This is a genomic window from Anoxybacteroides tepidamans, assembly GCF_014201465.1.
GTDB classification, from domain to species: Bacteria; Bacillota; Bacilli; order Bacillales; family Anoxybacillaceae; genus Anoxybacteroides; species Anoxybacteroides tepidamans.
Genome location: NZ_JACHEP010000005.1, coordinates 71,301 through 85,001, shown reverse-complemented (window position 1 = coordinate 85,001; position 13,701 = coordinate 71,301). Strand labels below are relative to the sequence as shown.

Here is a 13,701-nt window from a genome sequence, read left to right as displayed (position 1 = left end):
CATTCGAAAGAAAGGAATGATGTAAGCGAGGGGGTGTTGACATTGAAAAAAACGTTGCTTGCTTTATCAACCGGCATAACGATTTCTCTAGTCGGCTGTGCGCAAATGACGGAAAATAACCGCGATGCTCTGTATCCGCGCAGTGGAAATACAATCAACGTGACCGACCGGAACGATTTATATAATGTCCAAGGACTTCCGAACGGCACCGATTCGCGAATGAACAATTTCGGTTACGTCCGGCATCAAAAAAGCCCGGTTGCGGGAGATGTGAATAACTATGGCGTTTTACCGACGTTAAACCGCGAGCGTGTCGCGGATTTAATTAGCAAATTGTGCGTTCAGTTGCCACACGTAAATGATGTTGCAACGCTCGTTACTGACGAAGAAGTGCTCATTGCGTACGATACCGATACGAAAAACCGGTTTGAAACTGCCGATCAAGTGAAAAAAACCGCTCTTTCCGTCGTACCGCGCTATTACCACGTTTACGTGGCAGATGATCCGCGCATGATGAAAGAAATCGAGCGCTTTGGCCGATTAGATTCCAACAGCCGCAACATTGACCAAATCATTGATACAACGATTAAAGAGATGTTGAAATATCCGCAAGGCCGGAAATTAAGCGATGGCGAAAATGCGAACGGGGAAATGATTAACGAAATAAATGACCATTTAGATCGCGATTTTAACGACGGTACGCCAAAACGATGACGACAACACGAGTGTTAATTATCCATTATTTTACTTAAAAATACAGAATCGTATGGCTGAACACAAGCTTTTCTGCCACATCCCTCGAACAAGAACGCCAGCGGGCAAATTTATTTATCCGCAAAGCGTTCATTGTTCGAGGAGGGCATGCTATACGCATGCCGAGTTGGCAAGTTGAGCTTAGCCGACTCCGGCAGCAACGCCGGGAATAAAGCTATCTAAACTAGTTTTTATTGGTTAACCAACACGCCTGTGACGACAAAGGTCCTGTTTTCTAAAAACAGGACCTTCAAATTTACGCTTCTTTGCCCATTTGCTGAACGGCCGCATTCACTTGTTCATCAGCATGATAAGACGAGCGTACAAGTGGACCAGCTTCGCAATGGCTAAATCCTTTGCTTAAGGCAATTTCTTTCAGCTCCATAAATTCATGCGGGTGGTAATATTTCTCAACTTTTAAATGTTTTTTTGTCGGCTGCAAATATTGGCCGATCGTTAAAATATCGACGTGATTCGCCCGCAAATCGTCCATCGCTTCGATAATTTCTTCTTTCGTTTCACCTAATCCGATCATGATGCTTGATTTTGTCGGGATATCCGGCTGCAATTCTTTCGCACGGCGCAAAAATTCGAGAGAACGTTCATATGTGGCGCGGGCGCGCACTCTCGGAGTGAGGCGGCGAACCGTTTCAATATTGTGATTTAAAATATCAGGGCGTGCATCCATCAATGTTTTTAAATTTTCATATATGCCGCCCATATCGGAAGGAAGCACTTCAATCGTCGTCAACGGATTTTTGCGGCGAATCGCCCGCACCGTTTCCGCAAATATAGCAGCGCCCCCATCTTTTAAATCATCGCGGGCGACCGCTGTTACCACGACATGCTTTAAATTCATGATGCGCACCGAATCAGCTACGCGCTCTGGCTCTTGCCAATCCAACTCTGTCGGCAATCCTGTCTTTACTGCGCAAAAACGGCAAGCGCGCGTACAAATATCGCCTAAAATCATAAACGTCGCTGTTCTTCTCACCGCCCAACATTCGTGAATGTTCGGACATTTCGCTTCTTCACAGACGGTATGCAATTGCTTTTCGCGCATCATTTTTTTTAATCCGGTATAATTCGCGTTTGTATTTAACTTTATTTTTAACCACTCCGGTTTTCGAACGCGTTCTTCATTCGTAGCCATTTTCCACACTCCAGTATTTTATTTACACACTTATTATTATAAAAAAAAGATGGAATGAACTCAAAGAAAATTGTCACAACCGCTCGACCTACCGATTTTTAACATTTATGAAAATCCTCCATCTTCTCAAACTAATGATATGAGATTCGCGGAAAGGAGTAAAAAATGTGCGTACACTCATTTGTTTGATAGCAACCATTTTATTTTTCGCCGCCACATCCTTACATGTTTTTGGAAAAGAAATACTAAAAGACGAAGATATATATGAGCGGCGCATGGAACTGTATAAAAAAGCAGAAGCGGTTTCGTTGATCCCTTGGTATTATTTTGCAGCAATCGATCAGTACGAACGAAATGTACGTCTTGTGCGCCGCGATCTTCCGGAAGCACAAGGAGTGCTTGGCATTTACATCAAGCCGGAAATATGGGCGGGACCGCTCAATCGAAATCAAAATGATACGAACCCGCTCACCATTTCACAATTTGGCGGATTTGGCATCGATGGAAACGGAGATGGAGTAGCAGATCGGAATAACGATGAAGACGTCATTTTTGCGATGGCCCGTTATCTGCAAACGTACGGAACCGATCATAAACATCTAAAAATCGCCTTATGGGATTATTACCAACGAAGCAAAACGGTCGATCTCATTTTAGGGAAAATAAAAATTTATAAAAAATACGGGACGCTTCAACTTGATGATCACGTATTTCCGCTCCCGCTTTACGCGAATTACAGTTATAAAAACACATGGGGCGATGCGAGAGGATGGGGAGGAAGAAGGATTCATGAAGGAACCGATATTTTTGCCCATTATGGGGTTCCTGTACGTTCGACGTGCTACGGAATCGTTGAGCTCAAAGGATGGAATAAATATGGGGGATGGCGTGTCGGCATTCGCGATATTAACAATACGTACCACTATTTTGCTCATTTAAATGGATTTACTAGCAACTTGCGGCAAGGCCAAATCGTGGAACCTGGTACGATCATCGGATCGGTTGGCAGCTCCGGATACGGTCCACCCGGTACGGCCGGAAAATTCCCCCCACACCTCCATTACGGCATGTACAAAGACAACGGTTATACCGAGTGGTCGTTTGATCCATACCCCCACTTAAAAATGTGGGAACGCGCAGAAAAGATGAAGAAAAAACAAGGAGGGCGGAACTAATCCGCCCCCCTTCTTTTCGCTTACGCTCTTTGTTTTGTTTTCATTATTGCATGGGCGATGCTCGCAACAAGCCCGCCCCAGATTACGACCATGCCGACAACCATCATCACAAGTGCGCTTGTTTCCATTATTTTAAACCCCCTTGCTGCTTTCTTGAGTAGACCCTGCCGGCGTGTTCCAACGCTTCAATGAGAACGCAATGCCAATGAAAATGACAAGCGCCGCAACCGCCCAACCGAATGACGTGACAAACCAAGTTTCATATCCACCGTAATTTTGTTTTAAATTCGTGCGAATGTTATCAATCATCATATATCCTAATACAAGCGGCGTAATGATGCTCAGGCAAATTTTCCACCATGCACCGAGCATAATGTCGGATACGCTGTTGGCATGAGATTGGAATTGGTTTAATTCACGAACAATCCATGCAATTATAACTACTTCTGCTAATCCGGCGAGCGCAACACCGAAACTGTTAATAAAATAGTCGACAACATCTAAGAAATATAATCCGCCGTTTGAAGCGAAAATGAGCGATAAAAGCGCCGCTATGCCGCCGCCAATAAATACCGCTTTTTCCCGTTTTATTCCAAATTTATCCTGAATACCTGCCACATACGTTTCTGAAATCGAAATGAGCGACGTTAATCCGGCCAATGTTAACGATAAGAAAAATAATACTCCAAAAAATGCATTAAATGCTGGAAATTCGTTAATAATTTTTGGAAACACGACAAACGCCAACCCAACGCCGCCTTTAACAACTTCGCTTACCGGAACACCTTCTTGCTGAGCAAGAAATCCTAATACGCTAAATACACCGATCCCGGCTAGCAATTCAAATCCAGAGTTCGCAAAACCGGTAATAAATGCGTTGTTCGTTAAATCTGATTTTTTTGGTAAATAACTTGAATACGTAATCATAATCGCAAACGCGATCGATAAACTGAAGAAAATTTGGCTGTATGCTGCGATCCATACTTTTCCATCGGCAATTTTATCCCAATCCGGTTTGAAGAAGGCGTTCAAACCTTCTACCGCTCCATCTAAAGTGACTGCACGAATCACAATAATTAAAAACAAAACAACAAGCGTTGGTAAGAAAATTTTATTCGCCGCTTCTATCCCTTTTTTAACACCTTTATACAACACGCTTAAATTAATAATCCAAATAAGTGCTAACGGAATGAACACACTTAGCACGATGCCACCGAACTGTCCAGGTGTTTCAGCTAGCTTTAAATAATGGCCGAATAAAAATTTCTCCGTATCGTTTCCCCACTTCAAGTTAAATGCAAACACTGTGTACGATAGCGCCCACGCAATGACGACAGAATAGTACGTTGAAATAATAAATGAAATGGCTACTTGCCACCAGCCAAGCCACTCCGCTTTTTTATGAATGCGCGAAAACGACCACGGCGCTGAGCCGCGATATTTATGACCGATGATAAATTCCAATACTAAAAGCGGAATTCCTGCGGTTAATAACGCAAATAAATACGGAAAAAAGAAGGCACCTCCACCGTTTTCATAAGCAACCGCAGGAAATCGCCAAATGTTTCCTAAACCGATCGCTGAACCGGCTGCTGCTAAAATAAAACCGGCACGCGTTCCCCACTGCTGTCGATTTTCCATGTCAATCCCTCCATGAAGCAAAAATGATAAAAAATGATATTTTGAATTTTCTATATATACTACGAGTATAATAACCCTTTTTTTAAATGTCAAAATAATATTTTCAAATTTTAATACTTTTTTAATATTTTAAACAAAAAATCCTCTTCCTCTGTTTAGAGGAAGCTAACATAATATCAAAAAATTTTTGAACCCGATTGTAATATAACAACTTTTTCTGTTGTAAATACACTCATTCATGCATTTATTTTTTATTTAGTTGAGAGGGATTTCAAATGACGGATCAGAGTTGCCGCCGTTATTATAAAAATTCGGCACTTCTCCTTGAATGATGCGCATCGCAATCGGAATATCGGTCGATACGGTCGCTGGCTTTGTCGCAAACGGAATAACGACTTGAACGTTTACTTCAATATGAACAGCAATTTCAACGAGCGCATTGTTAATACCAAATGGTTGAATCGTTTTTTTGACATCGGAAATGACGTCACCAATGACATAAAAACGAACTGGGACACGTGGACCAAGGTTGCCGAGCAACGCATTATTTGTCGCCTGGCCAATTGGAATATAATAAATAATTCCGTCGTTTTTTAGTCCATTTGTTTCAATTTCTATATCAGGAACTTCAAGTTCGTGCAATTTTCCTTGTGATGCGGCTTTTAAATTTTTTTGCACACGGTTAGTTGTTTTCGCAAGAATTCGGCTTACAACCGCACCGTTGAAATCAATGGAAGAAATATTTCCATACGTGTCTTGCTGGACGGTAATTAAATCTTTGACATCTAAATCGTCTTCCGTAATTTGTTGATTAATTGCACTGTTGATGACAAGATTTGCGATTCGTTTCGTTTCTTTTTCAGCAATCCGCATTAATGTCGGTTCAATCCCTTTATTAATAATCCAAAGGCTCACTGCTGTTGACATCATAAAAAGTACAAACGTCAATAAAAATAAATAACGAAAAGGAAGCGGTCCCCTTTTCGGCCAACGCCCCAAACAAAATCCCCCCTTTACAAGCTATATGTATGCTGTAAAGAAGGGACTTTTGTTATTTTTTTATCGCATTTTCAGTAAAGCTTCTTTTCCTGTCATTCCAACGGTAATTCCTGCTTCTTCCGCCGCAATCGTCACCGATTCAAGCGGAGCTTCTAACAATTGCTCGATCGTGCGGACACCAACCGCCCTTCCCGCAATAATTCCGCGGTCTTGCAACTTTTCGTTCAATAACATCACATCTAGCGCCCCGCACATAATATATCCTTTATCGCTTGCCACCGCCAGCAAATTCGTTTTGGGCAATTGAACAGAAATCGCCATAAATGGATAGTTATCGATGATAATAGGCTTTACCGTAATCATTGAACTGACCACACTCCTTCCCCTATTTAATGTATGAAAAAGGGAAAAAAGTGTGCTTATTGGCACTGCGCTAGCTTCCACGCCAATAGATCGCGCAAAAATTCCGGCATGTAGTAAATTTTGTTCGGTGCACGGTGAATTTCTGGATAAAAATGCCCAAACGTAAACATATCGATCGTTGCCACCGCATACGTTTCATTCGCATCGATCTCTTTGCCGTGAATTAAAATGCGGCGAATATGTTCCGAGCCATCGGACATAATTTCTATTTCTAACTCAACGCCTTCGTACACCATCTGTCCCATTACCTTCCCGCGAAATCCGAATCCCCGAACAGAAAGATGTTTCATCTTTTCTGTATGGGCTTGCAAAATAACTTCCTTTAATTCATCGCCTCGCAAATACACTTTGCACGGATTGATCGGATGCGGACAAATGCGATGCAAATCTTTTTTCGTGACGACTCCTTTATAAAGCGGTTCTAACAGCACCCCGGCATTGACCATGCCGATGTCGCCATCGCACCACTCTTTTAAAGCAGACGCTAATAATTGTGCGAACGGAGAAGGTGCAAACCATTGCAACGGCAAATCTTCATGAAGTTCGACAACGACTTCTTTCTCAAGCTGGTGTAAACTTTTCTGCTCAAGTTCCATTAATTTTTGCTTTGTTCGTTCGCACTCTGGAAATGTAGATACATCAACTAACGAAGCTTCGATCGCTTTTCCATCGATATCGACCGCTACAGCGCCCACGTATTGTCCGTATTTTCCGGCACCACATAATAGCGTGCCGTTCACCCATTTGCCATTTGGCAATATGTGATGCGTATGCCCCCCGATAATGAGATCAATGCCAGGTATCGTCTCGGCAAGCAGCTCATCGTCACTAACTCCTAAATGAGATAACAAAATCACAAAATCGGCTTGTTTTCGCACTTCCGCTACAAGCTCCTTTAATATGTCAAACGCAGAAACAATCATCCAACCGAGCAATTCATAAAATTTTATAAAATGAACCGTGACCCCGATCACACCGATGCGAAATGTATCAGAAATCGGAATGATGGTATATGGTTGGAGCCAATCAGGCTGCTGGCCATTTTTTTGAAACAAATTGGCAACCAAAACTGGAAACTGCGCGTCTTGGTAAAGAGAGTTTAACTCTTCATGATCGAGCGTAATGCCTTCGTTATTGCCGATCGTCACGGCATTATAGCGCAAATCGTTTAGAAGCTGTACGTTTGCTTTTCCTCTCGTCGCCTCAGTAATCGGATGAAAGCGATCGATAAAATCTCCGATATCGAACAAAAGTATCGTTTCGTTCTTTCGTTCATGCTCGTTTCTTTTTTCTTGCAAAAATGCAGCGATTTTCGGCCAATTTTCAAAATGGCTATGCACATCGTTCGTATGATAAATATAAATCATTTGCTTCAACGATCAACACCTCTTTTACGAAATGCCTTGAATCATGAGGCGAACGCCGAGAAGAATAAGCACAATCCGTAATACAAGTACAATTGTTTTGCTTTTTAATTTTTTGTTCATCCACGCCCCCGTTTTCGCGCCAAACCAAACGCCCGGAATAAGCGCAAGAGCGAACGACCATTGTACGTTGCCCATCGCCATATGCGTGACAGAGCTAACAAGCGATGATAAAAAGACGATGAACATCGATGTAGCGACTGCCACATGTGGCGGAAACAAAAATAATAAAATCATCGCCGGAACCATGAGCGAGCCGCCTCCAATGCCGAAAAGCCCGCCAAAAAAGCCGACAATAAATGCAATGGCGATGGCAGTTACAGGATGGTAACCGTACGTCACCGTTTCTCCTTCATTCGTTATATATGTACGAGTAATGGCAAAATTCTTTTGTTTTGCTCGTTCAGACGAATTTTTCATCAACATTAACAAAAACGAAACGGAAATCAGAAAAAGACCAAAATAAAGAGAGAAATGCGAGAAGCTTAACGCTTGATTTACCCATGCACCGAAGATCGCCCCCGGTCCGCTCCCGATAAAAAAAAGCAACCCGCTTCGATAATCGACCATTTTATCTTTCATGTAAGACAATGTCGAAGAAAGACCGTTAAAAATAATGACAACAAGCGACGTTCCAACCGCCATTTGCGGTGAAACGGACGGCAGCCAATGCGATGCCCCCAAAAATAAAAGCGACGGTACGATAATGACACCTCCGCCTAAGCCGACTAAACTGCCGATCGTGCCTGCTACAAAACCGACCAATATAAGCAATCCGTATTCCATAATCCCCATCTCCATTAAAATAAGTCTAATTGCCTCGGTGCTAAGTCGATATATTCAATACCAAGTAAGCCAATAAACTGTTTGGCATTATCCGCCGCATCACCACCAGAATTATTATTAAATAATACGTAAATATTGTTCGTTTTCGCCTCAAGTTTTCGAATATGCTCAACCCATTCAAGCAATTCTTCTTTACCGTAACGATATAAATAGCGAACCGCTCGCCAATTTTCTCCGTTTGTCGCCTTATTCCATCCGTGCACATTGCGGCCATGAAAGCGAATGAGCGTTTTTTCTCGGTTCGTCGGATACAAAACGGTCGGAATGGATCCTTCCCCTGCTTGCGGCTCATCGCAAATGCTGTGAATCCACCGCTCTTCTTCCATAAACTGCAACGTCTTGTCGTAAAACATTGGCGAAAACCAGGATCGATGGCGAAATTCAAGCGCGACCGGAACTTCCCCCATTTTTTCTCGACACCATCTTAAGTAACGCACATGCTCTTTTTTACAATCAAACCACGGCGGAAATTGAAATAACACCATCGCGAGCTTGTTTGTTTCCATAAACGGTTGAATCGACTGTAAAAAGGCAGCAAACATCTCATCTTTACTTTTGTACGGAATGTCGCCGCGTTGGTGTCCCGTCATTCCTTGATAGGCTTTAATGATAAATTGAAACGAAGGGGGCGTTTCCATCACCCACTTTTCAACGTTTTTTTGCGGCTGAATCGCATAAAAATACGCATCAACTTCTACCGTTGGAAAATGCGCTGCATAGGCGAGCAATTTATCTTTCGATGCCGCATGCGATGGATACAGACTCGGATGATCCCCCCATCCCGTTAAACCGACATAAATCATCATCATCACCTACTACTATCTTACCACAACCTTACGACAAAAAGCCGATTATTCGCTCGTGGCGAACAATCGGCTTTTTATTACCCAATACTACCCTCCATTTCGAACTTAATGAGACGGTTCATTTCTACTGCATATTCCATCGGAAGCTCTCTTGTAAACGGCTCGATGAAGCCCATAACGATCATTTCTGTCGCTTCCTGTTCGGAAATGCCGCGGCTCATGAGGTAGAACAATTGCTCTTCCGATACTTTCGACACTTTCGCTTCGTGCTCAAGCGAAATATTGTCGTTTAAAATTTCGTTGTATGGAATCGTATCGGACGTCGATTGATTATCCATAATTAATGTGTCACATTCAATGTTTGAACGCGAACCAGACGCTTTGCGCCCGAAGTGGACGATGCCGCGGTACGTGACTTTACCGCCTTGTTTTGAAATCGATTTGGAAACAATCGTGGAAGATGTATTTGGCGCAAGGTGAATCATTTTCGCACCCGCGTCTTGATGCTGTCCTTTGCCGGCAATTGCGATCGAAAGCGTCAAACCGCGTGCGCCTTCTCCTTTTAAAATCACGGCCGGATATTTCATCGTTAACTTCGAACCGATGTTGCCGTCAATCCATTCCATCGTCGCATTTTCTTCACAAACGGCGCGCTTTGTCACAAGGTTAAAGACGTTGTTCGCCCAGTTTTGAATCGTTGTATAACGGCAGTAAGCACCTTTTTTCACGATAATTTCAACGACGGCGCTATGAAGCGAGTTCGTCGTATACACCGGCGCTGTACAGCCCTCAACATAATGGACGTGCGCCCCTTCATCGACGATAATCAATGTCCGTTCAAATTGCCCCATATTTTCCGAGTTAATGCGGAAATACGCTTGCAATGGCGTATCGACTTTCACGCCTTTTGGCACGTAAATGAACGATCCGCCCGACCAGACAGCCGAGTTAAGCGCCGCAAATTTGTTATCCGTTGGCGGTACAACTTTTGCCCAATGCTCACGAAAAATATCTTCATTTTCTTTTAACGCCGAATCCGTATCTTTGAAAATAACCCCTAATTTTTCAAGGTCCTCTTTCATGTTGTGGTAGACGACCTCAGATTCGTATTGCGCTGATACCCCTGCTAAATATTTTTGTTCCGCCTCTGGAATTCCTAGTTTGTCAAATGTTGCTTTAATTTCTTCCGGCACTTCATCCCAAGAACGGCCTGATTTTTCCGACGGCTTTACATAATACGTAATTTCATCGAAATTTAGGCTCGACAAATCGCCGCCCCATTGCGGCATCGGCATGCTGTAGAAAATATCTAACGCTTTCAAGCGGAATTCGAGCATCCATTGCGGCTCGTTTTTCATGCGCGAAATTTCTTCGACAATTTCTCGCGTCAAACCGCGTTCGGCGCGGAATACAGAAACGTCTTTATCCGCAAAGCCATACTTATATTCACCGATTTCCGGCATTTTTTTCGCCATTACTATTCGCCTCCTTTTTTACAAGCCACTCATTTTTGTGAATGCAAACCTTTTTCCATTGCTTTCCACGCCAATGTGGCGCATTTAATGCGGGCTGGGAATTTCGAAACGCCCTGAAGCGCTTCAATATCCCCTAAATCGGCCGAATCGTCGTACTCTTTTCCTTGCATCATATCTGAAAAAATTTTGGATAGCGCGAGCGCTTCTTCGACCGTTTTTCCTTTAATCGCCTGCGTCATCATCGAAGCGGACGACATCGAAATCGAACAGCCTTCCCCTTCAAATTTCGCATCGACAATTTTTCCGTCTTCGACTTTCATCGTTAAATGAACACGATCTCCGCATGTTGGATTATTCATATTAATATCGATATTTTCGTCCTCAAGAACACCGCGATTTCTTGGATTTTTATAATGATCCATAATCACTTGCCGATATAGCGTGTCTAAATGGTTATCAAAAGACATGGCTGAAATACTCCTTCGTTTTCTTTAATGCCGCAACTAATCGGTCAATGTCTTCTTCTGTATTGTAAAGATAAAAGCTTGCGCGGGCCGTCGCCGTGACGTTCAGCCATTTCATAAGCGGCTGCGCGCAATGATGCCCTGCACGAACGGCAATTCCTTCCGCATCCAAAACGGTCGCGACATCGTGCGGATGGACCTCGTCGATATTAAATGTTACAAGTCCAGAGCGCTCTTTCGGGCCGTAAATTGTCAACCCTTCAATAGCGGAAAGCTGCTCAAGCGCATATTGCGCGAGCTTATGCTCATGAGCAGAGATGCTGTCTAATCCAATTTGCTCCAGAAAATCGATCGCTACACCTAAACCGATCGCCCCCGCAATGATTGGCGTACCGCCTTCAAACTTCCAAGGAAGCTCTTTCCATGTTGATTCATAAAGGCCGACAAAATCGATCATTTCCCCGCCAAATTCGACAGGCTCCATCTGCTCGAGCAACGCCCGTTTCCCATATAATACGCCAATCCCTGTCGGACCGCACATCTTATGCCCAGAAAACGCTAAAAAATCGCAATCTAAATCTTGAACGTCAATTTTCATATGCGGTGCGCTTTGTGCGGCATCGACCACCATCACCGCTCCGTTTTTATGAGCGATTTGCGCGATTTGTTTAATCGGGTTAATGGCGCCGAGTACGTTCGACACTTGCATCACGGAAACGATTTTTGTGTTCGGAGTGACCGTTTTTTCCACATCATCTAAGCTGATGGAGCCGTCTGCTTGCAGCGGGATATATTTTAACGTCGCCCCTGTGTATTTGGCGACTTGCTGCCACGGGATGATGTTGCTATGGTGTTCCATGTAAGTGATAACAATTTCATCGCCTTCGCGCAAATTGGTGCGCCCATAGCTTGCCGCAACCGTATTTAATGCCGTTGTCGTTCCGCGCGTAAAAATAATTTCTTGCGTCGACTTCGCATTAATAAATTTTCGCACTTTTTCACGCGCACCTTCGTACGCATCGGTCGCCTTTGTGCCAAGCGTATGCACGCCGCGGTGAACGTTTGAATTGTATTCGCGATAATACTTGTCAAGCGCTTCAATCACAGGAAGAGGTTTCTGAGAAGTGGCTGCGCTGTCAAGATATACTAATGGCTTACCATTCACTTCTTGAGCTAAAATCGGAAATAGCTGACGAACCTCTTTTGCATCCATTATTTAACTTTCCTTTCGATGATTTCAATTAATTGTTTTTTCACGCTTTCAAGCGGAATTTCGTTCACAACCGGCGCTAAAAAGCCGTGAATAATTAAACGTTCTGCTTCCGCCTTCGGAATGCCACGGCTCATTAAATAGTACAGCTGTGTCGGATCGACGCGGCCGACTGAAGCAGCGTGGCCTGCTGTTACATCATCTTCATCAATCAAAAGAATCGGGTTCGCATCGCCGCGCGCTTTTTCGTTTAACATTAACACACGCGATTCTTGTTCGGCGTTTGATTTCGATGCGCCGTGCTCAATTTTGCCGATGCCATTAAAAATCGAAGTCGCGCTGTCTTTCACGACACCGTGTTTTAAAATATAGCCTTCCGTATGTTTGCCGTAATGAATGACACTCGTTGTAAAGTTTTGCGTTTGCTTGCCGCGGCCGACAACGACCGTTTTCGTATCGCCGTATGAGCCGTCGCCGATCAGGCGCGTAATATTTTCTGAAACCGTATCCCCATCATTCATTAATCCTAACGCCCATTCAATGCGGCCGTCGCGCCCTGCGATGCCGCGGCGGTTGACATATGCCGTAATCCCTTTCGCCAAATGGTCAACCGCTGCAAAAAATACGCGTGCATTCGTATTGGCAAACACTTCCGCCACGATATTCACAACCGCATTGGCCTCTTCAGCGAGCGAAATGTAGTTTTCTACATATGCAACTTTGCTATTGTCTTCCGCCACCACAATAATGTGGTTAAATAGCGCCGTATCTTCCTTTTCTTGAATATACACGGCTTGAAGCGGAGTTTGAACTTCCACATTTTTCGGCACATATACAAACACCCCGCCGTTCAGCAATGCCGCATGGAGCGCCGTTAAACGATGCTCATCGACTTGCACCCCGTCTTTCATGAAGTATTTTTGGACGAGCTCTCCGTGTTCACGAACCGCTGTAAAAATATCGGTAAAAATCACGCCTTTTTGCTTTAAGTCTTCGGACAATGAAAGGTACGCCGGCGTATGGTCGCGCTGCACATATAAATTTTTCGCTTCTTCATTTAAATCGATGAGCGCTTTCACCGCTTCCGGAAGCTCCTCTAATGAAGAAAGCGGTGCGCTTTGCACAACATGGTTGGCAAACTGAGTGAAATTCCATTTATCAATTTTCGTTTTGTCTGGCTTTGGCAATGGTAATTCTTCAGCTTTGGCAAGAGCTTGTAAGCGAAGATCTAAAAGCCAGCTAGGTTCACCGCGCCCTTCGGAAAAAGTGCGCACATACTGTTGGTCGAATGGTAGTTTTGTTTCAATCGCCATATAAATAATCCTCCTAACG

At 43.7% G+C, this 13,701-nt stretch carries 14 protein-coding genes; 2 read left to right on the top strand and 12 right to left on the bottom strand.

The window, feature by feature from the left end; all coding sequences use genetic code 11:
- Positions 1 to 42: 42 nt before the first annotated feature.
- Entirely contained in the window at positions 43 to 714 is a 672-nt protein-coding gene (locus HNQ34_RS07115; protein WP_183253036.1) for a YhcN/YlaJ family sporulation lipoprotein, read from the top strand.
- A 295-nt stretch (positions 715 to 1,009) separates the two neighbouring features.
- Here HNQ34_RS07115 and lipA read toward each other — a convergent pair whose 3' ends face one another.
- Positions 1,010 to 1,906 carry a lipoyl synthase gene (lipA, locus tag HNQ34_RS07110; protein ID WP_183253034.1) on the bottom strand — a complete coding sequence of 299 codons (897 nt, stop codon included), beginning with the start codon at positions 1,904 to 1,906 and terminating at the stop codon, positions 1,010 to 1,012.
- 197 nt (positions 1,907 to 2,103) lie between these two features.
- Here lipA and HNQ34_RS07105 point away from each other — a divergent pair, with 197 nt between their 5' ends.
- On the top strand, positions 2,104 to 3,081 hold the full coding sequence (locus HNQ34_RS07105) for a M23 family metallopeptidase (protein ID WP_312856106.1): 978 nt from the start codon (positions 2,104 to 2,106) through the stop codon (positions 3,079 to 3,081).
- Between the two features lie 20 nt (positions 3,082 to 3,101).
- On the opposite strand, the gene HNQ34_RS07100 is transcribed toward HNQ34_RS07105, so the two are convergent.
- The 11 genes from HNQ34_RS07100 to sufD form a co-directional block, all read right to left on the bottom strand.
- Positions 3,102 to 3,209, bottom strand: a complete 108-nt coding sequence (locus HNQ34_RS07100; protein ID WP_183253031.1) for a methionine/alanine import family NSS transporter small subunit — start codon at positions 3,207 to 3,209, stop codon at positions 3,102 to 3,104.
- A gap of 4 nt (positions 3,210 to 3,213) precedes the next feature.
- Positions 3,214 to 4,722, bottom strand: coding sequence for a sodium-dependent transporter (locus HNQ34_RS07095; protein ID WP_183253030.1), 1,509 nt, complete (start codon positions 4,720 to 4,722; stop codon positions 3,214 to 3,216).
- Between the two features lie 255 nt (positions 4,723 to 4,977).
- Positions 4,978 to 5,721: a sporulation protein YunB gene (yunB, locus tag HNQ34_RS07090; protein WP_183253028.1), complete on the bottom strand. Its 744-nt coding sequence runs from the start codon at positions 5,719 to 5,721 to the stop codon at positions 4,978 to 4,980.
- 60 nt (positions 5,722 to 5,781) lie between these two features.
- The gene (locus HNQ34_RS07085; RefSeq protein WP_183253137.1) at positions 5,782 to 6,084 is read right to left on the bottom strand and encodes a YunC family protein; all 303 of its coding nucleotides are present in this window, start codon (positions 6,082 to 6,084) and stop codon (positions 5,782 to 5,784) included.
- A 56-nt stretch (positions 6,085 to 6,140) separates the two neighbouring features.
- Positions 6,141 to 7,520, bottom strand: a complete 1,380-nt coding sequence (locus HNQ34_RS07080; protein ID WP_183253026.1) for a bifunctional metallophosphatase/5'-nucleotidase — start codon at positions 7,518 to 7,520, stop codon at positions 6,141 to 6,143.
- 15 nt (positions 7,521 to 7,535) lie between these two features.
- Positions 7,536 to 8,354, bottom strand: coding sequence for a sulfite exporter TauE/SafE family protein (locus HNQ34_RS07075; RefSeq protein WP_183253024.1), 819 nt, complete (start codon positions 8,352 to 8,354; stop codon positions 7,536 to 7,538).
- Between the two features lie 14 nt (positions 8,355 to 8,368).
- On the bottom strand, positions 8,369 to 9,217 hold the full coding sequence (locus HNQ34_RS07070; protein WP_183253022.1) for a DUF72 domain-containing protein: 849 nt from the start codon (positions 9,215 to 9,217) through the stop codon (positions 8,369 to 8,371).
- 80 nt (positions 9,218 to 9,297) lie between these two features.
- Positions 9,298 to 10,695: a Fe-S cluster assembly protein SufB gene (sufB, locus tag HNQ34_RS07065; RefSeq protein ID WP_066322855.1), complete on the bottom strand. Its 1,398-nt coding sequence runs from the start codon at positions 10,693 to 10,695 to the stop codon at positions 9,298 to 9,300.
- A gap of 29 nt (positions 10,696 to 10,724) precedes the next feature.
- Positions 10,725 to 11,162, bottom strand: coding sequence for a Fe-S cluster assembly sulfur transfer protein SufU (gene sufU / locus HNQ34_RS07060; protein ID WP_183253020.1), 438 nt, complete (start codon positions 11,160 to 11,162; stop codon positions 10,725 to 10,727).
- On the bottom strand, positions 11,152 to 12,372 hold the full coding sequence (locus HNQ34_RS07055; protein ID WP_183253018.1) for a cysteine desulfurase: 1,221 nt from the start codon (positions 12,370 to 12,372) through the stop codon (positions 11,152 to 11,154). The genes sufU and HNQ34_RS07055 overlap by 11 nt, the downstream gene beginning before the upstream one ends.
- Positions 12,372 to 13,682 carry a Fe-S cluster assembly protein SufD gene (gene sufD / locus HNQ34_RS07050; protein WP_183253016.1) on the bottom strand — a complete coding sequence of 437 codons (1,311 nt, stop codon included), beginning with the start codon at positions 13,680 to 13,682 and terminating at the stop codon, positions 12,372 to 12,374. The genes HNQ34_RS07055 and sufD overlap by 1 nt, the downstream gene beginning before the upstream one ends.
- Between the last annotated feature and the right edge of the window lie 19 nt (positions 13,683 to 13,701).